We start from the raw sequence: 22,003 nt of genomic DNA, 5'->3' as shown, positions 1-22,003 counted from the left end.
CCCGGGCCCGGCCCGCCGCGAGGGGGCCGCTCAGCCGATACGGGCGAGTTCCCCGGGCTCGTGCGCCACCGCGGGCGACGGCCCGCCCTCCGGCTCCCCGAACCACGCCACCGCGACGGCGCCCGCCACCGCCAGCACGAACCCCACGACCGCCAGCCAGGCGAACCCCGGGCGGGACGCGTCCCCCAGCCACAGCACACCGATCATGCCCGGCAGCACCGTCTCACCGACCACCAGTGCCGCCGTCGCCCCGTTCACCGAGCCGATCTGGAGCGCGACCGTGTGCAGGTACATCCCGCCCACGCCGGCGACGAGGACCGCGTACAGCGCCGGGTCCGTGAGCAGCGCGCCCGGGTCGAAGGGGTCGACGCCGTTGAGGACGCGCACGCCGACGCCGAGGGCCCCGAAGCCGAGCCCGGACAGCAGACCGGCCAGGATCGCCGCCCGCGCGCCCAGCAGCCGTACGACCACCGTGCCGCCCACCATCAGCAGCAGCGACACCGCGAGCAGCCACCAGTGCGTGGCGATCGGCGTGTGCCCGCTGCCCTCCGCGCCGGCGGCCGTCGCCAGCAGCACCAGCGCCGAGCAGACCACGCCGATCGAGGTCCACTCGGCCCGCGTCAGCCGGATGCCGAGCATCCGCACGCTCAGTACGGCGGTGACGACCAGGTTCGCGCTGATCACCGTCTGGGACAGGAACAGCGGCAGCATGCGGGCGGCCAGCGCGCCGAGCCCGAAGCCGACGAAGTCCAGGACCGTGCCGACGATGAACTCCCACGTCATGGCCGCCTTGGCGGTCGAGGACAGGGACGGCCCGCCGTGCTGCGTGGTGAGCCCCGCCGCGGCCTCCCGGCGCGCGGACTTGCGGGAGCCGACGGCTTGCAGGACCGAGCCCGTGCCGTAGCAGATCGAGGCCACGACGGCCGTCAGCAGTCCTATGAGCACGTCCGGCTCCGTTCATCGGTCGGGTGACTTACGTCTGCCAGACGGGAGAACGGGCCGGGGCGTTGCCTCGGTCAGGAAGGTGTGGCCGAGTCGCGGCCGGGCAGCACCAGGCCCAGCTCGTACGCCAGGATCACCGCCTGCGCCCGGTCCCTGAGGCCCCTCTTCGCGAAGAGCCGGTTGATGTGGGTCTTCACGGTGTGGTCCGTGATGGTGAGCGCGTCCGCTATCTCGGCGTTCGACAGGCCACGGGCGATCAGCACCAGCACCTCCACCTCCCGCGCGGTCAGCCCGTCGACCGGACGCGGCGGCAGCACCCCCGCCCGCTGCCGGGCGAACTCGGCGACCAGCCGCCGCGTCACGGCCGGCGCCAGCAGTGCGTCGCCGCGCGCCACCACCCGCACCGCGTGCAGCAGCTCCGGGAACGTCGCGTCCTTCAGCAGGAACCCGCTCGCGCCCGCCGCCAGCGCGTCGTACACGTACTCGTCCAGGTCGAACGTGGTCAGCATCAGCACCCTGGTCGCCCCTTCGGACGCGGCGAGGATCTCGCGGGCCGCCTGGATGCCGTCCATGTGCGGCATCCGGATGTCCAGGAGCGCCAGGTCCGGCCGCTGCTCGGCCGCCACCCGGACCGCCTGCGCCCCGTCCTCGGCCTCGCCGACCACCCGGATGTCGTCCTGGGTCGCGAGGAGGTTCACGAACCCGGTGCGCACCACCGCCTGGTCGTCGGCCACGATCGCCCTGATCACCACGGGAGTTCCGCCTCCACCAGAAAGCCGCCGTCCGGTCCCGGGCCGGTGGTGACGCTCCCCCCGAGCAGCGCGGCGCGCTCGCGCATGCCGGTCAGGCCGTGACCCGTCCCGGCCGGGGACGGGGACCGGGACGGGCCCGGGCCGTCGTCCGCCACCCGGACCGTCAGCCGGTCCGGCCCGTACACCACGTCCACCACCGCATGGGCTCCCGGCGCGTGCCTCCGCGCGTTGGTCAGCGCCTCCTGGACGATGCGGTACGCGGACAGCTCCCACCCGGCCGGCAGCACGACCCGCTCGCCGCTCACCCGCAGGTCCGCGCGGCCGCCCACGGCCCGGTGCTGCTCCACCAGGTCGTCCAGCCCCGCGAGCGTCGGCTGCGGAGCCGTGGCCGCCCGGTCGTCGGGGCGGGTGCGCAACACCCCCAGCAGACGGCGCAGTTCGGCCATCGAGGAGCGGGCGGTGCCCGCGATCTGCTGGAGCGCGTCACGCGCCTCGGGGGACAGGCCCGGGGTCGTGTAGGTGGCGCTCTCGGCCTGCACGGCGATCATCGACACCGAGTGCGCGACGACGTCGTGCAACTCCCGCGCGATCGCCGCGCGTTCCGCCTCCGCCGCCTGCCGCCGCTCCATCGCGAGCAACCGCTCCTGCGCGGCGGCCCGTTCGTCGCGCGCCTCCTCGCGGGCGCGCACGGCGTCGCCCGCGCTCACCGCGGCCAGGACCACCACCGTCAGCAGCAGCGTCTCGGCGTACAGGCCCGGGTCCAGCCGGTGACCCTCGATGAGGGAGGGACTCGCACCGGGGCCGAGGTCGCCCCACCTCCGGATGTGCACCAGGTTCACCCCCAGCGACGCCAGGGCGCCCGCGCCGACCAGCACCGCCGGGTGCTGCACCCGGTGACGGCCCAGGGTGTAGAGGCCCGTCAGACCGCTGACCACCGTCACGAGGTACAGGCTCGTGTCGGCGCCGAAGCCGATGAACGCGGCGGCGACCGTCACCAGCGCCACTTCCGGCCGGGCGCGGCGCCACATCAGCGACGCCGAGGAGATCAGGACCGCCCCCGCCACCCATGGCGTGCCCGGCACCAGTGCCAGCTCCACCACCGTGCAGCCCGTGAGGGCCGCCCCGGTGACCCAGGGGTATGCGGGACTTCCGACGAGCACGTGCATGACCCGATTGTCGCGGGACGCGGTCGCGGCGCGCGTCGGAGCACGGGTTGATCCGCGGGGCCGCCGTCATGCCACGGGTGGAGCCGGAAGACCGGATCGACGTGTGACGCCGGGGAGTTCGGGCGTTCCTAGCCTCGACCGCATGATCGAGCGGAGTGCGAGCAGCGTGGTCTGGGCGGGGTGCGCCGCCGTCGCCGGTGGTCTCGCCGCGGTGTCGGACCTGACGCCCCACCGGGTGTGGGGCGTGGCGGCGGCGCTCGGCTACGGGGCGGCGGCGCTGCTCGCGGGCCGCCCGCGCGCCGCGGCCGGCGCGGCCCTGCTGGGGGCGGTGGCGGTGCCGCTCGTGCTGCTCGTGGCGACCGGCCTGGGCCAGTCGGAGGTGGCCGTCGTCGAACGGTCCGGCGCGCTGCTGACGGCGACCGGCGTCCCGTACGCGCCGGAGCCGGACGGGCTCGCGGACTACAACCCGTACCTGCCGGGGATGGCGCTCCTCGGGGCGCTGCCGGGGGACCCCCGGTGGTGGACGGGTGCGGTGTTCGCCGTGTCGGTGGCCGCGGTACGGCCCTCGGCCGGGCCGGCCGGCCGGATGGTGGCGTGTCCCCTGGTCGCCCTGCCGCTGGCGGTGGGCGGCGTGGACCTGCCGGTCGCCGGCCTCGTGTGCCTGGGCCTCGCCCTCGCCGGACGGGACCGGGCCGGGTGGGCCGGGCTCGCCCTGGGCGCCGCGGCGACCCTGAAGTGGACGGCCTGGCCCGCGCTGCCGGTGGCAGTCGCTCTGCTGGCGGGGGCGGGGCGCGGTGCCGGCCGGTGGACCGGCAGCCGCAACGGCAGGGGCGTGGGGCGCCGGGTGCGGAGCCGCGGATGGGTCCGGTGCGCGGCCGTGGCGGTCGGGGTCGCGGGGGCGGGAGTCGTGCCGGTCGCGCTGGGGGACCCCGGTGCCTTCCACGAGCACGTCGTCGCCTTCCCCCTCGGCCTGACCGGCACCGAGTCACCCGCCGCCAGTCCCTTCCCGGGGCGGCTGCTGGCCGCGTACGTGCCCGGGGGCGCCGTCGTCGCCGGGGTGCTGCTGGCGGGCAGCGCCCTGTTCATTGCCGCTTCCCTGCTGGTCAGGCCGCCCCGGACCGTGCCCGCGGCGGCCCGGCGGCTGGCTCTCGGGCTGACCCTCGCGATCGCGTTCATGCCCGCGAGCCGGTTCGGCTACCTCGTCGTCCCGTTCGTCCTGCTCACCTGCCTCAGGGAGATCCCGTGCACCGTACGCTCGTCGTCACCAACGACTTCCCGCCCCGGCAGGGCGGCATCGAGACGTTCGTGAAGGCCATGGCGGACCGCTTCCCGCCCGACCGGCTCGTCGTGTACACCTCGGCGGAGCCGGGCGCCGCCGCGCACGACGCCGCCCTGCCCTACCGGGTCGTCCGCGACCGCGCCCGGACGCTGCTGCCCACGCCGAGGGCGACCGCCCGGGCCGTGGCGCTCGCCCGGGAGCACGGTTGCGGCAGCGTCTGGTTCGGGGCCGCCGCCCCGCTCGGGCTGATGGCCGGCCGGCTGCGGCGGGAGGCGGGCGTGCGGCGGCTGGTCGCCACGACGCACGGCCACGAGGTGTGGTGGGCCCGTACGCCCGGTGCCCGGACCCTGCTGCGGCGCATCGGTGCGGAGGCGGACGTCGTCACCTACCTGGGCGCGAGCACCCGCGCCCCCATCGGTGCGGCGCTCGGCCCGGGCGCCCGGCTCGCACGGCTCGTTCCGGGCGTGGACACCGGGGTGTTCCGGCCGGGCGGCGACCCCGGCCCGGTACGCCGCCGCTACGGGCTCGGCGACGCGCCCGTCGTCCTGTGCGCCGCCCGTCTGGTCGCCCGCAAGGGGCAGGACACCCTGATCCGCGCCCTGCCGGCGGTCCGCGCCCGGGTCCCGGGCACCCGCCTGCTGCTCGTCGGTTCCGGCCCGTACGAACGCCGGCTGCGGCGCCTGGCCGACGCGCACGGCGTGACGGGGGCCGTGGTCCTCGCGGGCGGCCACGCGCACGCCGTACTGCCGTCGTTCTACGCGGCCGCCGACGTGTTCGCGATGCCCTGCCGGAGCCGGCGGCGCGGGCTGGAGGTGGAGGGCCTCGGCATCGTGTACCTGGAGGCGGCCGCGGCCGGTCTGCCGGTGGTGGTGGGCGACTCGGGCGGGGCGCCCGACGCCGTACGGGACGGCGGGACCGGCCATGTCGTCGACGGCGAGGACGCCGGGGCCGTCGCCCACCGGCTGGTGGAGCTCCTGATGGACCGCCACGCCTCCCGGCTCATGGGAGAGAAGGGCCGTGACCGGGTCCTGCGCGAGTGGACCTGGGGCCGGACGTACGACACCCTCGCCGGACTGCTGGGAGGCGGCGGACCGTCTCAGTGACGGAGCAGCTCGCAGACGAAGTCCTCCTGGACCTTGCGCATCCGGGCCAGGAGCTCGGGCGTCTGCGCGCTCACCTGACTGGTGAGGGTGAACGTCAGGGAGCGGGTGCCGTCGGGGGTGGTGACGGCGAGCTGGGTGTAGCCCGGGATGGTGCCCGTGTGGCCGTGGACCACACCACAGCGGGTCGTGTACCGGAACAGTGCGAGGCCGGCCTCGTTGCGGCCGGGACCGGGGTTCACGGAGGAGCCCTTGATCCACTTCCGCTGCTGCTCGTACGTCTTCTTCGACAGCAGCCGGCCGCTCCCGTAGGCGCGCATGAAGGCGTTCAGGTCGTTCGGGGTCGAGACGACACCGCCGGAGGCCCAGAAGAGCGACGCGCTGAAGGCGGTACTGACGTCCTCCAGCGGCCCTTCCGGCTCGAAGTCGTAGCCGTGCAGATAGGGGTGGGGGAGCAGGTAGCCCCGGGGCAGGCTGGTGTCGCGCAGGCCCAGCGGCCGGATGACGAGCCCGCGCAGCAGCTCCTCGTACGGACGGCCCGTGGCGGCCTCCGCCATCATGGCCACCACGATGTTGTCGGAGTTGTCGTACCGGTAGCGTGAGCCCGGCGTGAAGAGGAGGGGCCGGTCGGCGACGAAGTCCAGCAGGGTGTGCGGATCCACTTCGCCGCGCGGGTCGGCCGCCACCGCCCGCAGGAAGTCCGGGTCCTGGGTGAAGTCCGGCAGGCCGCTGGTGTGCTGGAGCAGATGACGCAGTTTCACCTTGTGCCACGCCTTCGGCAGACGGGGCAGTCGCTTGCCGATCGTGTCGTCGAGCCGGAGCTTCCCCCGGTCCACGAGCTGCAGCGCGACGGCCCCGCTGTACGCCTTGGCGACGCTGGCCACGCGCATGTGGTCGCCTGGGCGGGGCGGCCGTCCGGTTTCCGCGTCGGCGACACCGGCCCGGTAGACCTTCACGTCCCGCCCCCGCTGCAGCACGGCGATGGCCCCGGGCGGCCCGTCCGGGGGCCCCACCAGTTCCTCCAGGGCCTTGTGCAGCTCGCGGTCGCGGCTGTCACGGGGCTTTCCCTCCGCCTGGGCCGGCCCGGCGATCACGCCTGCGGCACAGGCCCCGGCCGCGACCAGGGCGGCGGTCAGTCGCAGTCGGGTGCGGAGGGGAAGTCCGCGGTGGGTGGGTGCTGCGTGCATACCGGTGTACCTCCTGGGGGAGCTCGCACCCGGTACGTTCCGGGTCGCTCAGGGCCCAGCATCCGGCGACCCCCCGGGGCGGCGCCCGCCCGGTGGGCCATTCGGCTTCAGCCGTTACCGCGCGCCCAGCCGCCGCAGCGCCTCCGGAACTTCGGCCACACTGTCGACGAGGGCGATGCGCGGCTCCATGGAGCGGCCCGCCGCGAGGGACCGGAGCAGCGGCCAGGCGGGCAGGCGCTCGGTCCAGTGGGCGCGGTCGACCAGCACCATGGGGGTCGGTTCGCCGCGCGACTCGTAGTAGTTGGGGGTCGCGTTGTCGAAGATCTCCTGGACGGTGCCGGCCGCGCCCGGGAGGAAGACGACCCCCGCGTTGCAGCGGGCCAGCAGGCCGTCCTCCCGCGTGGCGTTGGCGAAGTACTTCGCGATGTGGGACGCGAACGCGTTCGGCGGCTCGTGGCCGTAGAACCAGGTCGGGATGCCCACCGACGCGCCGCCCTCCGGCCAGCGGGACCGCACCTCGAAGGCCGCCCGCGCCCAGTCGCCCACGGACGGCACGAACGACGGTTCCTTGCCGAGCAGCAGCAGTGCCTCCTCCAGTACGGCGTCGTCCAGCGGAGCGGTGTACGCGCCCAGGTTGGCCGCCTCCATGGCGCCGGGCCCGCCGCCCGTCGCGACGGTCAGCCCGGCCCGGGCGAGGCTCCGGCCGAGACGGGCGGCGCCCTGGTACGCGTCCGTACCGCGCGCCATGGCGTGGCCGCCCATCACGCCGACCACGCGCGCCCCGGCCAGGTGCTCGTCCAGCGCGTCGGAGACGGCGTCGTCGTGCACCGCCCGCAGCATCGACCCGAAGACGTCACCGTCCGCCTTCGTCCGCTGGAACCAGGCGTACGCGAGGGCGTCCGGGGTCCGCTCGTAGCCGTGCTCGGCGAGACCGGCGAACAGCTCGTCGGGGGAGTACAGCAGTCCCCGGTACGGGTCGAACGGCAGGTCGGGCAGGGGCGGGAAGACGAGCGCCCCCTCGGCCCGCACCTTCGCCGCCGCGTCGGGCTCCATGCGGCAGCCGAGGAACACCGCGCCCGTCGAGGGGAGGGCGAGCAGCGCGCCCGAACGGTCCGTCAGGTCGACGGACTGAAGCCGGTACCCGACGAGGCTGCCGCGCGCGGCCACCTCGTCGAACTCCTGGAGCGTCTCGATCTCGCGGTCGTGGCCGTGCCGGGGTGTGTGCGCCATGCCGCCACGATAGCCACCCGCCCGGGGGCCGCCGCGGCCCGGTGCGGCCGCCGGGCCGGGCCCGCCGGCGGACCGGTCCGCCCGGTGCGCGGGCCCGGGCGTAACGGTTCTCCAGGGCACGGGCGATCGCGGCCCGCGGCCCTACCGCAGCGGCAGCGCCGCCAGTTCGGCGACCGCCCACGTCAGCGGCGCGAACACCGCCAGCAGCGCCAGCGCCCGCACGCCCACGGCCATCCGGAGCATGGAGGCCGAGGCGCCCAGCCGCAGCAGCGCGTCCTTCGTGGTGACGCGGGTCTGCCGGGACTCCAGCGCCGCGGTCAGCAGCGTCGCCGTGGTGCACGTCATGACCAGAGCCGCGCCCAGCCCGGTCAGCGGGCCGAACGGCTGGGCGCCGCCCGGACCGTACAGCGTCGTCGCCCCGATGGTCGCCGAGGCCACCGCGCACGCCACGCCCAGCGGGCGGCCGATGCGCCGCGCCTCGTCCATCAGCGCCCGTCCGGCCAGCAGCCGGGTCACGCCGGGCCGGAAGGCCTGGAGCAGCCGCCCGGTCAGGTGGGTGAGGCCGGGTCCCGCGACGGCGAGGCCCACCGCGGTGAGCGCCCAGCCGGCCAGCACGCCCACCGGGCCGCCGCCGAGGCCGCCCGGCAGCGGCAGCGCCGCCGCGCCGCCGGTACCGCCCCGGGAGGCGTACGTCTCGACCGCCACGCCCAGCGCGACCAGGGCCACGCCCCAGGGCAGCCCGCCCGGCGGGGCCGCCGGGGCGGGTTCGGCGGTGCCGGGGTCGTCGTCCAGCACCGCCTTGCGGCGCGGCCGCAGGGTCAGGGCGGCGGTGGTGGACGCGACGACCGGCACGATCGCCAGCAGGGTGAGGGCGGCCGCCAGGGGCAGCGGCCGGCCGGCGCCCAGCAGTTCGGCGGAGGCCCCGTCGAACGGCAGGCCCGTGAGGTCGCCGCGCAGGTGCAGGAAGACGAGCAGGGCGACCATCGAGCCGAGCGTGCAGGACACGGCGGTCGACGCGGCGGCGACGGCGGCGAGCCGGGCCGGGCCCAGGCCGATCGCCGACAGCCCGGGGCGCGGCCGGGTCGCCGGGTCGGTACGCGCGACGGCGACCGCGAAGTGCACGGTGGCGGCGAGCGGCAGGACGCACCAGGCCAGGCGGGTCAGCGCCGCCTGCGACTCGCCGGGGTGCCCGACCGCGTACCCGAGGGTGCACAGCAGCAGGAAGCCGACCCCCGCCGACGCGGCCGCGACGAGCAGCCGGCGCAGGAGCACCAGGGGGTGGGCGCCGCGGGCTAGACGGAGAGCGAGCACGCGTCGCGGCCCTCCGCTCCGTTGAGGTGCACGGAGTTGACCCGCCGCCCGTCGAGCAGGTGCGCCGTGCGGTCGGCGAGGGCGGCGACGTCCGGGTCGTGCGTGGCGAGCAGGACGGTGATCCGGTGGGAGCGGGCCGCGGCCGTCAGGGTGCGCAGCACCTGGGCGCCGTCGGCGCGGTGCAGGGGCGCGGTCGGTTCGTCGGCGAAGAGCAGCGACGGCATGGTCACCAGGGCGCGGGCGATGGCGACGCGCTGGCGCTGGGCCTGGAGGAGGGCGTGCGGCCGCAGGCGCGCGCAGTCGCCGGCGTCGAGCCGCTCCAGCCAGTCGAGGGCGGCGGACTTGGCGGCCCGGCGGGAGGTGCCGCGCAGCATCAGCGGCAGGGCGGTGTTCTCCCAGGCGGTCAGCTCGGGGACCAGGTCCGGCTGCGGTCCGACCCAGCCGAACCGGTCGCGGCGCAGCCGTTCGCGCTGGAGTGAGGTCATGGTGTGCACCGGGGCGCTGTTGAACCAGACCTCGCCCTCGCGGGGGACGAGCCGGCCGGAGAGGCAGCGCAGGAGCGTCGTCTTGCCGCTGCCCCGCGGCCCGCTCACGGCCAGGATCTCGCCCTCGCGCACGCCGAGGGAGACGCCTTGCAGCGCGGGGGAGCCGTTGTGGGAGTGGTGCAGGGCGCGTGCCCAGAGCACGTCGTTGTCCGGCGGGGCCACCATGGCGTACACCTCGGTATCGGTTCTGATGTGTCGTTTCCCCGTACGTTGTTCCCCCGTACGGCGGAACGATGGTAGGGCGGATCGGTCACAGGAACCGTAGGTATTGGCGAGGGGGCTGTCCGGACAGCACACGGCCCGGGCCCGCCCATCTCACTCGGATGGGGCAGGACCCGGGCCGCGTTCAGCCTACGATCGGACGATCACGCCGAGGGTCACAGCTTCGTCCAGGCCTCGGTGAGGGTGGCCCGGAGGATCTGCTCGATCTCGTCGAACGTGGACTGGTCGGAGATCAGCGGCGGCGCCAGCTGGACGACCGGGTCGCCGCGGTCGTCGGCACGGCAGTACAGGCCGTTGTCGAACAGCGCCTTGCTGAGGTAGCCGTACAGGACGCGCTCGGTCTCCTCGTCGTTGAACGACTCCTTGGTGACCTTGTCCTTGACGAGCTCGATGCCGTAGAAGTAGCCGTTGCCGCGGACGTCGCCGACGATCGGCAGGTCGTGCAGCTTCTCCAGCGTGGCCCGGAAAGCGCCCTCGTTGTCCAGGACGTGCTGGTTGAGGTTCTCGCGCTCGAAGATGTCGAGGTTGGCGAGGCCCACCGCGGCGGAGACCGGGTGGCCGCCGAAGGTGTAGCCGTGCAGGAAGGTGTTGTCACCCTTGTAGAACGGCTCGGCCAGGCGGTCGGAGATGATGCACGCGCCGATGGGGGAGTAGCCCGAGGTCATGCCCTTGGCGCAGGTGATCATGTCCGGTACGTAGCCGAACTTGTCGCACGCGAACATCGTGCCGAGGCGGCCGAAGGCGCAGATGACCTCGTCGGAGACGAGCAGCACGTCGTACTGGTCGCAGATCTCGCGCACGCGCTGGAAGTAGCCGGGCGGCGGCGGGAAGCAGCCGCCGGCGTTCTGCACCGGCTCCAGGAAGACGGCGGCGACGGTGTCGGGGCCCTCCATGAGGATCTGCTGCTCGATCTGGTCGGCGCACCAGCGGCCGAAGGCCTCGGGGTCGTCGCCGAAGAGCGGGGCGCGGTAGATGTTGGTGTTCGGGACCTTGTGCGCGCCGGGCACCAGGGGCTCGAAGGGGGCCTTCAGGCCCGGCAGGCCGGTGATGGACAGCGCGCCCTGCGGGGTGCCGTGGTAGGCGACCGCGCGGGAGATGACCTTGTGCTTGGTGGGCTTGCCCACCAGCTTGAAGTACTGCTTGGCCAGCTTCCAGGCGGTCTCGACCGCCTCGCCGCCGCCGGTGGTGAAGAAGACCTTGTTCAGGTCGCCGGGAGCGTGGTGCGCGATGCGCTCGGCCAGCTCCACCGCCTTCGGGTGGGCGTAGGACCACACCGGGAAGAAGGCGAGTTCCTGGGCCTGCTTGTAGGCGGTCTCGGCGAGCTCCGTACGGCCGTGTCCGGCCTGGACCACGAACAGGCCGGCGAGGCCGTCGAGGTAGCGCTTGCCCTTGTCGTCGAAGATGTAGGTGCCCTCGCCGCGGACGATGGTCGGGACGGGGCTGTTCTCGTACGACGACATGCGGGTGAAGTGCATCCACAGGTGGTCGTAGGCGGTCTTGGAGAGGTCCTTGCTCACGGCTATCGGGTTCCCCACATATAGGTCTGCTTCTTGAGCTTGAGGTAGACGAAGCTCTCGGTGGAGCGCACGCCGGGGAGAGTGCGGATGCGCTTGTTGATCACATCCAGGAGGTGGTCGTCGTCCTCGCAGACGATCTCCACCATCAGGTCGAAGGAGCCCGCGGTCATCACCACGTACTCGCATTCGGCCATGGCCGTCACCGCGTCCGCCACCTGCTCCACGTCGCCCTCGACGTTGATGCCGACCATCGCCTGACGGCGGAAGCCGACGGTGAGGGGGTCGGTGACGGCGACGATCTGCATGACGCCCTGATCGAGGAGCTTCTGGACGCGCTGCCGCACGGCCGCCTCGGACAGGCCGACGGCCTTGCCGATGGCGGCGTACGGACGGCGACCGTCCTCCTGGAGCTGTTCGATGATCGCCAGGGACACGGCGTCGATCGTCGGCGACGATCCGTTTCCGCCCCTGGGGTCTGCGCTTCGACTGGCCACGTCTTCACTCTGCACCGAGTCTCGTCACTCGCGCAACCCCAGATCGAGGAAATCCGTTGTTCTCGCGTTCCGATCCCACTGAATCCGAAGTTGTGGGGCGTCGGCCCTGTCGGAATCGTCGCCACAGCGATTAGGGTGGGGCTGTCCACCCATTGGACACCTGAGCACCGAGCACCACGAGACCGACAGGAGGGGTGGCAAGTGACCACCGAGCTGCGTCGTCTGCGCAACTACATCAACGGGGAGTTCCGGGACGCCGCCGACGGACGGACCATCGACGTGGTCAACCCGGCCACCGGCGAGGTGTACGCCACTTCTCCGCTCTCAGGCCAGGCAGACGTCGACGCCGCCATGGAGGCCGCCGCGGCCGCCTTCCCCGCCTGGCGCGACGCGACGCCGGCCGAGCGCCAGAAGGTGCTGCTGAAGATCGCCGACGCCTTCGAGGAGCGGGCCGAGGACCTGATCGCCGCCGAGTCGGAGAACACCGGCAAGCCGATCGAGCTCACCCGCACCGAAGAGGTCCCCCCGATGGTGGACCAGATCCGGTTCTTCGCCGGCGCCGCCCGGATGCTGGAGGGCAAGTCCGCCGGCGAGTACATGGAGGGCCTGACCTCCATCGTCCGCCGTGAGCCGGTCGGCGTCTGCGCCCAGGTGGCGCCGTGGAACTACCCGATGATGATGGCCGTGTGGAAGTTCGCCCCGGCGCTCGCCGCCGGCAACACCGTCGTGCTCAAGCCGTCGGACACCACCCCGGCCTCCACCGTGCTGATCGCCGAGATCATCGGCTCGATCGTCCCCAAGGGCGTCTTCAACGTCATCTGCGGCGACCGCGAGACCGGCCGCGCCATGGTCGAGCACCCCACCCCCGCGATGGCCTCCATCACCGGTTCGGTACGCGCCGGCATGCAGGTCGCCGAGTCCGCCGCCAAGGACGTCAAGCGCGTCCACCTGGAGCTGGGCGGCAAGGCGCCGGTCGTGGTCTTCGAGGACACCGACATCGCCAAGGCCGTCGAGGACATCTCGGTCGCGGGCTTCTTCAACGCCGGCCAGGACTGTACGGCGGCCACCCGCGTCCTGGTCCACGAGTCGATCCACGACGAGTTCGTCTCGGCGCTCGCCAAGGCCGCCTCCGAGACGAAGACCGGCCTGCCGGACGACGAGGACGTGCTGTACGGCCCGCTGAACAACGCCAACCAGCTGGCGCAGGTCAGCGGCTTCATCGACCGCCTGCCCGCCCACGCCAAGGTCGAGGCGGGCGGCCACCGGGTCGGCGACAAGGGCTACTTCTACGCCCCGACCGTCGTCTCCGGCCTCAAGCAGGACGACGAGATCATCCAGAACGAGGTCTTCGGCCCCGTCATCACGGTCCAGCCGTTCCGCGACGAGGAGCAGGCCCTGGAGTACGCCAACGGCGTCGAGTACGCCCTGGCCTCCTCCGTCTGGACCAAGGACCACGCCCGCGCGATGCGGATGTCCAAGGCCCTGGACTTCGGCTGCGTGTGGATCAACACCCACATCCCGCTGGTCGCGGAGATGCCGCACGGCGGCTTCAAGAAGTCCGGCTACGGCAAGGACCTCTCGGCGTACGGCTTCGAGGACTACACGCGCGTCAAGCACGTGATGACCTCGCTGGGCTGACCCCCGCACCGGTGACGGGCGGGCCGGGGTTCCTCCCCCGGCCCGCCCGTCGTCCTTCCCGGGCGCGGTCCGGGCGCCCACTCGGGCGCCGCCCGCCGGGCCGCCCGCCGCACCGTCCCCGGCACGGCGAGCGCCGCCGAGGGCTACCGCCCCGGTGAGGGGACGGGCGCGGGCGAACCGCTCGACGGAGTGGAGGCCGACGAGGACGACGCCCACGGGCAGTGACCACCGGTACCGGCGCGCGCCTCCCGCCGGAGGGTGAGGCGCCGGTACGGGTGCGGCCCGGCACGCAGCGCGGCGCCGCACCGGGCCGCGCACCCGAGCGGGCCGCCGCGCACCCGCAGGGGCCGCCGCGCACCCGGCGCCGCGCACCCGCCGCACCACGCGGCCGGGCGGCCCCATGGCCGCGCCGTCCCGGCGGATCAGGGGGTGCGGCGGTTGAGCTGCTCCCGGCCCGTGCCCACCGGGCGGTCGGCGCGGTCGGCGTAGAGCGTGCCCTCACCCGCCGGGGTGAGCACCATCGAGCCGCGCACCGGGCAGGAGCTCGTGCCCGCGGTGAGCGGCCCCAGGACGAGCCGGTCGGTGTGGGCGCCCGCGAGCAACCCCTTCCACCGGCACTCCTTGAACGCGCCGGCGCCGGTCGCCGTGACGACCTGCTCACCGACCGCCCCCTGCCCGATCGTCAGCCGGAGGCTGTCACCGGCGGGCTCGGTCGGGAGGTCCCAGGTGCCGAGGAGCTTCGGATGGACGGCCGCCTTGCTGGTCTCGGCCGGCCGGAGCGTCGTGGAGGCGCCCGCCGACTCCCACAGCAGGGAACCGTCCGGCTGCGCCTTGAGGGTCTGCCGGGCCGAGGACCGCGCACAGCTCCTCGTGCCCTCCGGCACGCTCTTCGCCCTGGTGCCCCCACCCAGCACGATCTTCGAGGCGTCGGCGGACACCAGCGGGGCGCGGTCCTGGCAGAGCGCGTGCGGAAGGGTGTACGTCACCGTGGCGACCACCTGGTCCTTCTCGCCCTGGACGACGTCGAAGCGCCCCAGCACCTCGTTCTCCGTGCCCGGCTTCATCACGCCCTCCCAGGCGCCGAGGTAGGCGTCCGGCACGGCCCCCTCGATCTCGTGGAGGGCGGGCGTCTCCTCCTTCTTGTCGGTGAGCAGACCGATCAGGAAGAGCAGCACGACGGTCACCACCGGCAGCCCGACCACGACGCCCAGGACGATCAGCGCCACCCGCGCCCCGCCGCCTCCCCCCGACCGGCCGGCGAAGGTGTCCGGCGGGCCCGGGGGCACCGGGTGCGGCACGGCGTACGCGTACGCGTGGGGCTGGGGCGACGGGGGCGGCGTCTGGAACGCCGTTTGTGCGTACAGCGGCCCCGGCCCCGGCAACGGCAGCGGGTCGGGGTGCGCCGGTGCCGGAGTGGGCGCGGGCGCCGGTGGCCGCGCCGACACCGGCAGCTCGGCGTCCAGGAGCCGCGCCGCCCGCTGACCGAGCTGCGCGAGCAGCGCGCCCGGCAGCCAGGCCCCGGCGGGTTCCGCGTCCCGGGTGGCCTCGATCAGCTCCGCGACCGAGGGGCGCCCCGCCGGGTCCTTGACCAGGCAGGCGCGGACGAGTCCGGCGAGCCCCCGCGGCACTCCGTCGAGGTCCGGTTCCTCCTGCACGATCCGGTACAACAGGCTGTGCACGCCGCTGTCGGCGCCGCCGAACGGCGTGCGTCCCGTCGCGGCGTACGCCAGGACCGCGCCGAGGCAGAACACGTCCGACGCCGGGGTGATCCTCTCCCCGCGCACCTGCTCCGGCGACATGAAGCCGGGCGAACCGACGACCGCGCCGGTGCGGGTCCGGACGTCACCCGTAACGCCCTGCGCGTCCATGGCCCGCGCGATCCCGAAGTCGATCACCCGCGGACCGTCCACGGTCACCAGCACGTTGGACGGCTTCAGGTCCCGGTGGACCAGCCCCACGGAGTGGATGGACTCCAGGGCCTGCGACAGCCCGCTCGCCAGCGCGCGCACCGAGGTCTCGGGCAGCGGCCCGTGGCCGTCGCCGACGACCTCCGCCAGGGACGGTCCGGGGATGTAACCGGTCGCCACCCAGGGCACGGTGGCCCCGGTGTCGGCGTCCAGCACCGGTGCCGTCCACCGGCCGCCGACCCGCCGCGCCGCGGAGACCTCCTGGGCGAAGCGCCGCCGGAACTCCTGGTCCTGCGCGAGCTGACCGAGGATCAGCTTCACGGCGACGGTCCGGCCGCCCTCGCTGCGGGCGAGGTAGACGCGGCCCATCCCTCCCTCGCCCAGGCGGCCGAGGAGCCGGTACGGACCTATCCAGGAAGGGTCTTCCACGCTGATCGGTTGCACGTTCGGATCTTCGCACAGCCGGCGGGCCGGCCCGGTGCGGAGGGCGGGCGGACCGTACCGGGACCCCCGGTAAAAACGGTGTAAACCCCGGCGTACGCTGCGGACATGAGCGAGACCGGCGCCCTGCTGCGGCGCATACGCGTGTGGTTGGTGTTCTTCATCGTCTGCCTGGTGCTGAGCGGGGCGACGGCCTTCCCCCTCGTCACCGAACTGCACCTCCTCGAAGACGCCCTGAACGGCTGGGCGTCCCCCGTCGCCGACGCCTTCCCGGAGCTGCGGGAGTGGATCGCGCGCGTCCGGGCCGGCGTCGACACCGCCGACCGGCAGTACCCCTTCCTCCTCTACGGCACCGACTGGCTCGCCTTCGCGCACCTCGTCATCGCCGTCGCCTTCTACGGGCCCTACCGCGACCCGGTGCGCAACATCTGGGTGATCGAGTTCGGCATGATCGCCTGCGCCGGGATCATCCCCCTCGCGCTGATCTGCGGGCCCATCCGGGGCATCCCCTTCTCCTGGTCGCTGATCGACATGTCCTTCGGGGTCTTCGGAGTGATCCCGCTGCTCGTCGTGCACCGCATGATCAAGCGGCTGGAGGCGCTGACCGCGCCGGTGCTCAGCGCGCGAACGCTGCCCGTGTGATCCGCTCGGTCACCGGGTTCCCCTCCTTGCCCTTGGCGTCGGTGGAGTTCACCGAGTACACCAGGGTCCGGGAGAGGTCCCGGGTGGCCGCGATCATCGTGCTGTAGCCCCAGCGGGCACCGGACTTCAGCCACAGCACACGGCCGTCGCCCACCTCGTACCGCTGGAGCCCCGCGCTCATCGTCGCGCCGGGCACACCGGCGGGGACGGTGAACATCTCCTCCAGCAGGGGCCCGCGCACGACCTCGCCCCGGAAGAGCGCCCGCATGAACCGCTCCAGGTCGGCGGTGGTCGAGATCAGGGCGCCGGCCGCCCAGGTGTCCGTGACGCCCCACACCGTGGCGTCACGCAGTTCGGTGGAGCCGTCGGGCATCGGGAACACCTGGTAGCCGTGGTTGTGCGGGCCCCGGATCCTCGGCGATGCCCCCGGGAGGTACGTGCCGCGCAGGCCGAGCGGGTGCAGGACGCGGCGCGTCACCTGGTTCTCGTACGTGTCCCCGGTGACGCGCTCGATCAGCAGACCGGCGACGGTGTAGCCGATGTTGCCGTACCGCTGCACCTCGCCGGGCGGGGCGACGCGCTCCTTGGCGGTCGCCGACGCCACGGCGGCGCGCGGGTCGTGGACGTCGAAGCGGCGGGCGTACCAGTCGTGGACGTCCCCGCCGGGCGCGTCGGCGTTCGGCATGCCGTGCGTGTGGTCGAGCAACTGACGCACGGTGACCCGGCCGTACGCCGCCGGGATCAGGTCCGGCAGGTACTCCCGGACGTACCCGTCGAGGCGCACCCGGCCCTCGCCGGCGAGCTGGAGCACCACCGCCGCCGTGAACACCTTCGTCACCGAGCCGGCGCGGAACCGGGCGTCCGGGTCCGCCGGACGCCCGCCGCGCAGGTCGTGGACCCCCGCGCTGCCGCGCCAGGAGCCGCCGGTGCCGCCCACCCGGACGAGGGCCGCGGTCGCGTGCGTGCCGGGCAGGCCGGTGAGCGCGGCCCGCAGCGCGCCGGCGTCCGGCCCGGCCGGTGCCGGGGGCACCGGGGAAGTGGGGGAGACCGGGGCGGCGGCGGGGAGGGGGCTCCGCGCGGCCGCCGGTGAGGTGAGCGGGCCCGCCGCGGTGCCGAGGACGAGCGCGGCGGCGAGAAGGGTACGGGTGCGTGCGTTCATGGCCAACTCCCTGGCTGGGGACCGTCGTTCGGACGTTTCCATCCTGGTGACCTGGCGCCCCGGCCGGATCGCCGGAGCGAGGGATCATCGGCCCCGGGCCGCTCCCCCGTGCGGGGGAGTGCCCGGGGCGATCAGCCCCGTCTCGTACGCGCAGATCACCGCCTGGACGCGGTCCCGCAGGCCCAGCTTGGACAGCACGTTGCCGACGTGCGTCTTCACCGTGTGCTCGCTCACCGTGAACTCGGCGGCGATCTCCGCGTTCGACAGGCCCCGCCCCAGCAGGAGCAGCGTCTCGCGCTCACGGGCGGTCAGCACCTCCAGCGGCGCCCCGTCGACCCGACCGGCGCCCCGGGCCGTGTACTCCTCGACCAGGCGTCGCGCCACGGACGGGGCCAGCAGCGCGTCGCCCCGGGCCACCACCCGCACCGCGTGCACCAGGTCGTCCCGGCGGACGTCCTTCAGCAGGAACCCGCTCGCGCCCGCGTGCAGCGCCTCGTACACGTACGCGTCCGAGTCGAAGGTCGTCAGCATCACCGTCCGGCAGGAACCGGCGGCGGCGATCGCGCGGCACGCCTCGATGCCGTCCATGACCGGCATCCGCACGTCCAGCAGCGCCACGTCCGGGGCGTGGCGGCGCACCGCGTCCACCGCCCGGGCGCCGTCGCCCACCTCGGCGACCACCTCGATGTCCGGCTGGGCGTCCAGGATCATCGCGAAGCCGCTGCGCACCAGTTCCTGGTCGTCGGCGACCACCACCCGGACCGTCACCGCGCCTCCCCGCCCAGCGGCAGCGTCACCGCGACCCGGAACCCGCGCCCGCCCGGCCCCGGCCCGTACTCCGCGCCGCCGCCGTGCGCCGCCGCCCGCTCCCGCACCCCGATCAGCCCGTGGCCGCCGCCGCCCGCCCCACGGGGGCCGCGCCCGTCGTCCGTCACCGACATCCGCACGTGGTCCTCCCCGTAGGCCAGCTCCACGGTGGCCGCCCGGGCCGCCGCGTGCCTGACCGTGTTCGTCAACGCCTCCTGCACCACCCGGTACACCGTCGCCGCGAGGGCGGGCGGCAGCGGCCGCGCGGTGCCCGTCACCTCGTACGCGACGTCCAGCCCGCTGCTCCGTACGCGCTCCAGCAGCCCCGGCAGGTCAGCCGCGCCCGGCTGCGGCGACCGCGGGGCGTCGTCCGCCTCCCGCAGGACCCCCAGCATCCGCCGCAGCTGCGCCATCGCGTCCCGGCCCGTCTCGGAGATCGCGTCGAACGCGGCCTCCGCCCGCTCCGGCGCCGTACGGACGGCCACCGGGCCGGCCTCCGCCTGCACGACCATCAGGCTCACCGCGTGCGACAGGATGTCGTGCATCTCCCGTGCGATCCGGGCCCGTTCCCGCGCGGCCGCCTGCTCGGCCTCCACGCGGTTCGCCCGCCGGCGGGTGTCGGCGAGCCGCCCGAAGGCGTACGCCGTGCCGAAGACGAACAGGGAGAAGGTCAGCTCCCTCACCGACCGGGTGTTGAGCCACACCGATCCGGCCACCACGACCGGCAGCATCAGCAGCACGCCCAGCCGCCTGCGCGGCGGGGAGAGGTCCGCGATCGTGTAGACGATCACCAGCCCGGTGTACGGGAGCGGCTGCCCCGGCCCGTCCAGCGCCAGCTCGTACAGCGCGCTCGTCCCGAGGATCGCGAGCAGCACCGCCACGGGCGCGCGGCGGCGCCACACCAGCGGCAGCACGGTCAGCGTGGTCAGCCCGTACGCCGCCCAGTCCGCCTCCGGCAGCCGCGGGTCGCGCGGCACGACGAACGGCAGGGTCACCGCCACCTGCACCAGCAGCGCCACCGCGAGGTCCACGACCCGCGGGTGGAGCGCCCGGGCCGCCGCCCACCGGTCGGCGACGGCCGTCGGCCACCGGCCGGGCGCCGCCGTCACGGCTTGCGGGCCACCGCGCCGAACTGGGCCACCTCCGCCGCCCCCTGCGACCGCCAGCTCGCGCACGACACGATGCCCGGCTCCAGCACCTCCAGGCCGTCCAGGAACGAGGCGAACTCGGCCCTGGTGCGGGCCGTGATGGGCGGCGTGGCGTTCTTGTTCCAGAACTCCATCGCCTCCGCGTTGCCCTCCCCGCCCAGCTCCAGCGTCGGGTGGGTCAGCACCAGGTGACTGCCGGACGGCACGGCCGCCATCAGCTTCCGGACGATCGCCCGCGCCTCGTCCGTGTCGAGGACGAAGTTGAGGATGCCGAGCATCATCACGGCGACCGGCCGGCCGAGGTCCAGGACCGGCCGGACGGCCTCCAGGATCAGGTCCGGCCGGTGGGCGTCCGCGTCGACGTACTCCGTCACGCCCTCCGGCGAGCCGGTCAGCAGGGCGCGGGCGTGCGTGAGGACGATCGGGTCGTTGTCGACGTACACCACCCGGGCGTCGGGCGCGATGCGCTGCGCGACCTCGTGGGTGTTGTCGACGGTCGGCAGGCCCGTGCCGATGTCCAGGAACTGCCGCACGCCCGCCTCGCCCGCCAGGTACGCCACGGCCCGGCCGAGGAACGCCCGGTCGGCACGGGCGACTTCGCCGATGCTCGGGTACATGGCGACGACCTGGTCGCCGACCTCCCTGTCGACCGGGTAGTTGTCCTTGCCGCCGAGCCAGTAGTTCCAGACGCGGGCGTTGTGCGCGATGTCGGTGCGGATCCTGCCTGTGCTGTCCGGGGTCACGTACGGCTTCCCTTCAGTACGGCGCTCAGCGCGTCCACGCGGTTGGTGGTGATCGAGTCCACCCCGTCGGCGATCAGCCTACGCATGGTCCTGCGGGTGTCGGCCGTCCATGCGGAGACCAGCATCCCGTCGCGGTGGACGCGGTCCGTCAGGGCCCGACCGACCAGCCCGAAACGGTAGTTGAGCCAGCGCGGCGCCACGGCCGCCAGCAGCACCGGGCGCGGCGGGGCGAGCGTCGTCCACGTCAGGGCGATCTCGGCGCCCGGGTCGGCGGCCCGGACCAGCAGCATGGCGGCGGCGCTGGAGCAGTAGTACACGCGGTCGGCCGCGCCGCACTCGCGGACGGTGCCGACGACGGCGCGCACCGACCGCTCGGTGGCCCCCGGCAGGTCGATCATCACTCGCCGGTCGCCGACCGCGTCCAGCGCCTCGGCCAGCGTCGGGACGCCCTCGGGGCCGGTCAGGGCGCGCAGCCGGTCGAGCGGCACCCGCGCCAGCAGCCGGTCGACGCGCCACAGCCGCTTCAGCGAGTCGTCGTGCAGGAGCACCGGGACGCCGTCCTCGGTGAGCCGTACGTCGATCTCGGCCGCGTCCGCGCCGCGCGCGAAGGCCGAGCGGAGCGACGCGAGCGTGTTCTCGCGGACGCGGTACGGGTCGCCCCGGTGGGCGACGGCGGTGACGGGGCGCGTCGACGGGCCCATCAGCGGCGGAGCCACTCGGTGGTGTAGCTGTCGATCTCGGCGGCGATCCTGGCCTTGCCGGCCGGGTCGAGGAACGACGCCTCGACGGCGTTCTTGGCGAGGGCGGCCACCCCGCGCTCGTCCAGGCCGAGGAGGCGGGCGGCGACCCCGTACTCGTGGTTGAGGTCGGTGCCGAACATCGGCGGGTCGTCGGAGTTGATGGTGACCAGCACTCCGGCGCTCACCATCTCCTTGATGGGGTGCTCGTCGAGGTGCGCGACCGCGCGGGTGGCGATGTTGGAGGTCGGGCACACCTCCAGGGCGATGCGGTGCTCGGCGAGGTGCGCCAGCAGCGCGGGGTCGCGGGTGGAGCTGGTGCCGTGGCCGATGCGCTCGGCGCGCAGTGCGGTCAGGGCGTCCCAGACGGTCTCCGGGCCGGTCGTCTCCCCGGCGTGCGGGACGGAGTGCAGCCCCGCGGCGATGGCCCGGTCGAAGTACGGCTTGAACTGCGGGCGCGGTACGCCGATCTCGGGGCCGCCCAGCCCGAACGACACCAGGCCCTCGGGCCGCAGGTCCACCGCGAGCCGCGCGGTCTCCTCGGCCGCCTCCAGGCCGGCCTCGCCCGGGATGTCGAAGCACCAGCGCAGGATGACGCCCAGCTCGTTCTCGGCCGCGAGGCGGGCGTCCTCGATGGCGGCCATGAACGCCTTCTCGTCGATGCCGCGCCGGGTGGAGCTGAACGGGGTGATGGTGAGCTCGGCGTACCGGATGTTCTGCCGCGCCATGTCGCGGGCGACCTCGAAGGTCAGCAGCCGGACGTCCTCCGGGGTGCGGACGAGGTCGACCACCGACAGGTACACCTCGATGAAGTGGGCGAAGTCGGTGAACGTGAAGTAGTCGACCAGCGCCTCGGGGTCGGTGGGGACCCTGGAGTCGGGGTGCCGGGCGGCGAGTTCGGCGACGATCCGGGGCGAGGCGGAACCGACGTGGTGGACATGGAGTTCGGCCTTGGGCAGCCCCGCGATGAAGGGGTGCAGATCGGTCATCGGGGGCCTCCGTGTGCGGTTCGCTCGCCGGGCTGGTCAGGGATCAT

General features: G+C 74.2%; 20 protein-coding genes. 4 read left to right on the top strand and 16 right to left on the bottom strand.

Annotated features, from left to right (window positions below; all coding sequences use genetic code 11):
• Nucleotides 1-30 precede the first annotated feature (30 nt).
• The 3 genes from A4V12_RS17455 to A4V12_RS17445 form a co-directional block, all read right to left on the bottom strand.
• Complete coding sequence (locus A4V12_RS17455) at nucleotides 31-945, bottom strand: hypothetical protein (protein ID WP_064070282.1); 915 nt, start codon at nucleotides 943-945, stop codon at nucleotides 31-33.
• A gap of 71 nt (nucleotides 946-1,016) precedes the next feature.
• Nucleotides 1,017-1,694 carry a response regulator gene (locus tag A4V12_RS17450; RefSeq protein WP_064070281.1) on the bottom strand — a complete coding sequence of 226 codons (678 nt, stop codon included), beginning with the start codon at nucleotides 1,692-1,694 and terminating at the stop codon, nucleotides 1,017-1,019.
• Nucleotides 1,688-2,860 carry a sensor histidine kinase gene (locus A4V12_RS17445; protein WP_064070280.1) on the bottom strand — a complete coding sequence of 391 codons (1,173 nt, stop codon included), beginning with the start codon at nucleotides 2,858-2,860 and terminating at the stop codon, nucleotides 1,688-1,690. Before A4V12_RS17445 ends, A4V12_RS17450 begins: the two co-directional genes overlap by 7 nt.
• Nucleotides 2,861-3,002: 142 nt before the next feature.
• On the opposite strand from A4V12_RS17445, the gene A4V12_RS17440 reads away from it, so the two are divergent.
• The gene (locus A4V12_RS17440) at nucleotides 3,003-4,169 is read left to right on the top strand and encodes a hypothetical protein (RefSeq protein WP_079137098.1); all 1,167 of its coding nucleotides are present in this window, start codon (nucleotides 3,003-3,005) and stop codon (nucleotides 4,167-4,169) included.
• Nucleotides 4,103-5,242: a glycosyltransferase family 4 protein gene (locus A4V12_RS17435; protein WP_064070278.1), complete on the top strand. Its 1,140-nt coding sequence runs from the start codon at nucleotides 4,103-4,105 to the stop codon at nucleotides 5,240-5,242. The genes A4V12_RS17440 and A4V12_RS17435 overlap by 67 nt, the downstream gene beginning before the upstream one ends.
• On the opposite strand, the gene A4V12_RS17430 is transcribed toward A4V12_RS17435, so the two are convergent.
• The 6 genes from A4V12_RS17430 to A4V12_RS17405 form a co-directional block, all read right to left on the bottom strand.
• Nucleotides 5,236-6,426 carry a serine hydrolase domain-containing protein gene (locus A4V12_RS17430; protein WP_064070277.1) on the bottom strand — a complete coding sequence of 397 codons (1,191 nt, stop codon included), beginning with the start codon at nucleotides 6,424-6,426 and terminating at the stop codon, nucleotides 5,236-5,238. The two genes, A4V12_RS17435 and A4V12_RS17430, sit on opposite strands and share 7 nt — an antisense overlap.
• Nucleotides 6,427-6,540: 114 nt before the next feature.
• Entirely contained in the window at nucleotides 6,541-7,656 is a 1,116-nt protein-coding gene (locus A4V12_RS17425; protein ID WP_064070276.1) for an LOG family protein, read from the bottom strand.
• 141 nt (nucleotides 7,657-7,797) lie between these two features.
• Nucleotides 7,798-8,967, bottom strand: coding sequence for a hypothetical protein (locus tag A4V12_RS17420; RefSeq protein ID WP_064070275.1), 1,170 nt, complete (start codon nucleotides 8,965-8,967; stop codon nucleotides 7,798-7,800).
• Nucleotides 8,949-9,677, bottom strand: a complete 729-nt coding sequence (locus tag A4V12_RS17415; RefSeq protein ID WP_064070274.1) for an ABC transporter ATP-binding protein — start codon at nucleotides 9,675-9,677, stop codon at nucleotides 8,949-8,951. The genes A4V12_RS17420 and A4V12_RS17415 overlap by 19 nt, the downstream gene beginning before the upstream one ends.
• A 212-nt stretch (nucleotides 9,678-9,889) precedes the next feature.
• Nucleotides 9,890-11,269, bottom strand: coding sequence for an aspartate aminotransferase family protein (locus A4V12_RS17410; protein ID WP_079137097.1), 1,380 nt, complete (start codon nucleotides 11,267-11,269; stop codon nucleotides 9,890-9,892).
• Nucleotides 11,254-11,760 carry an Lrp/AsnC family transcriptional regulator gene (locus tag A4V12_RS17405; protein ID WP_064070273.1) on the bottom strand — a complete coding sequence of 169 codons (507 nt, stop codon included), beginning with the start codon at nucleotides 11,758-11,760 and terminating at the stop codon, nucleotides 11,254-11,256. Before A4V12_RS17405 ends, A4V12_RS17410 begins: the two co-directional genes overlap by 16 nt.
• Before the next feature lie 186 nt (nucleotides 11,761-11,946).
• Here A4V12_RS17405 and A4V12_RS17400 point away from each other — a divergent pair, with 186 nt between their 5' ends.
• Nucleotides 11,947-13,383, top strand: a complete 1,437-nt coding sequence (locus A4V12_RS17400) for a gamma-aminobutyraldehyde dehydrogenase (RefSeq protein WP_064070272.1) — start codon at nucleotides 11,947-11,949, stop codon at nucleotides 13,381-13,383.
• 422 nt (nucleotides 13,384-13,805) lie between these two features.
• Here A4V12_RS17400 and A4V12_RS17395 read toward each other — a convergent pair whose 3' ends face one another.
• Nucleotides 13,806-15,734, bottom strand: coding sequence for a serine/threonine-protein kinase (locus A4V12_RS17395; protein WP_079137096.1), 1,929 nt, complete (start codon nucleotides 15,732-15,734; stop codon nucleotides 13,806-13,808).
• Nucleotides 15,735-15,839: 105 nt separating this feature from the next.
• On the opposite strand from A4V12_RS17395, the gene A4V12_RS17390 reads away from it, so the two are divergent.
• Complete coding sequence (locus A4V12_RS17390) at nucleotides 15,840-16,373, top strand: hypothetical protein (protein WP_064070270.1); 534 nt, start codon at nucleotides 15,840-15,842, stop codon at nucleotides 16,371-16,373.
• On the opposite strand, the gene A4V12_RS17385 is transcribed toward A4V12_RS17390, so the two are convergent.
• The 6 genes from A4V12_RS17385 to A4V12_RS17360 form a co-directional block, all read right to left on the bottom strand.
• Complete coding sequence (locus A4V12_RS17385) at nucleotides 16,348-17,532, bottom strand: serine hydrolase domain-containing protein (RefSeq protein WP_064070269.1); 1,185 nt, start codon at nucleotides 17,530-17,532, stop codon at nucleotides 16,348-16,350. The two genes, A4V12_RS17390 and A4V12_RS17385, sit on opposite strands and share 26 nt — an antisense overlap.
• 84 nt (nucleotides 17,533-17,616) lie before the next feature.
• Complete coding sequence (locus A4V12_RS17380; RefSeq protein ID WP_064070268.1) at nucleotides 17,617-18,300, bottom strand: response regulator; 684 nt, start codon at nucleotides 18,298-18,300, stop codon at nucleotides 17,617-17,619.
• Entirely contained in the window at nucleotides 18,297-19,448 is a 1,152-nt protein-coding gene (locus A4V12_RS17375; RefSeq protein WP_064070267.1) for a sensor histidine kinase, read from the bottom strand. Before A4V12_RS17375 ends, A4V12_RS17380 begins: the two co-directional genes overlap by 4 nt.
• Nucleotides 19,445-20,230 carry an SAM-dependent methyltransferase gene (locus A4V12_RS17370; protein WP_064070266.1) on the bottom strand — a complete coding sequence of 262 codons (786 nt, stop codon included), beginning with the start codon at nucleotides 20,228-20,230 and terminating at the stop codon, nucleotides 19,445-19,447. Before A4V12_RS17370 ends, A4V12_RS17375 begins: the two co-directional genes overlap by 4 nt.
• On the bottom strand, nucleotides 20,227-20,931 hold the full coding sequence (locus A4V12_RS17365) for a glycerophosphodiester phosphodiesterase (RefSeq protein ID WP_064070377.1): 705 nt from the start codon (nucleotides 20,929-20,931) through the stop codon (nucleotides 20,227-20,229). The genes A4V12_RS17370 and A4V12_RS17365 overlap by 4 nt, the downstream gene beginning before the upstream one ends.
• Nucleotides 20,931-21,956: an adenosine deaminase gene (locus tag A4V12_RS17360; protein WP_064070265.1), complete on the bottom strand. Its 1,026-nt coding sequence runs from the start codon at nucleotides 21,954-21,956 to the stop codon at nucleotides 20,931-20,933. Before A4V12_RS17360 ends, A4V12_RS17365 begins: the two co-directional genes overlap by 1 nt.
• Nucleotides 21,957-22,003: the final 47 nt, after the last annotated feature.

It is taken from the genome of Streptomyces noursei (assembly GCF_001646665.1).
Taxonomy (GTDB): domain Bacteria; phylum Actinomycetota; class Actinomycetes; order Streptomycetales; family Streptomycetaceae; genus Streptomyces; species Streptomyces lavendulocolor.
Note: the sequence above shows the minus strand (reverse complement) of the source record. Positions and strands in the feature narration are given on the sequence as shown.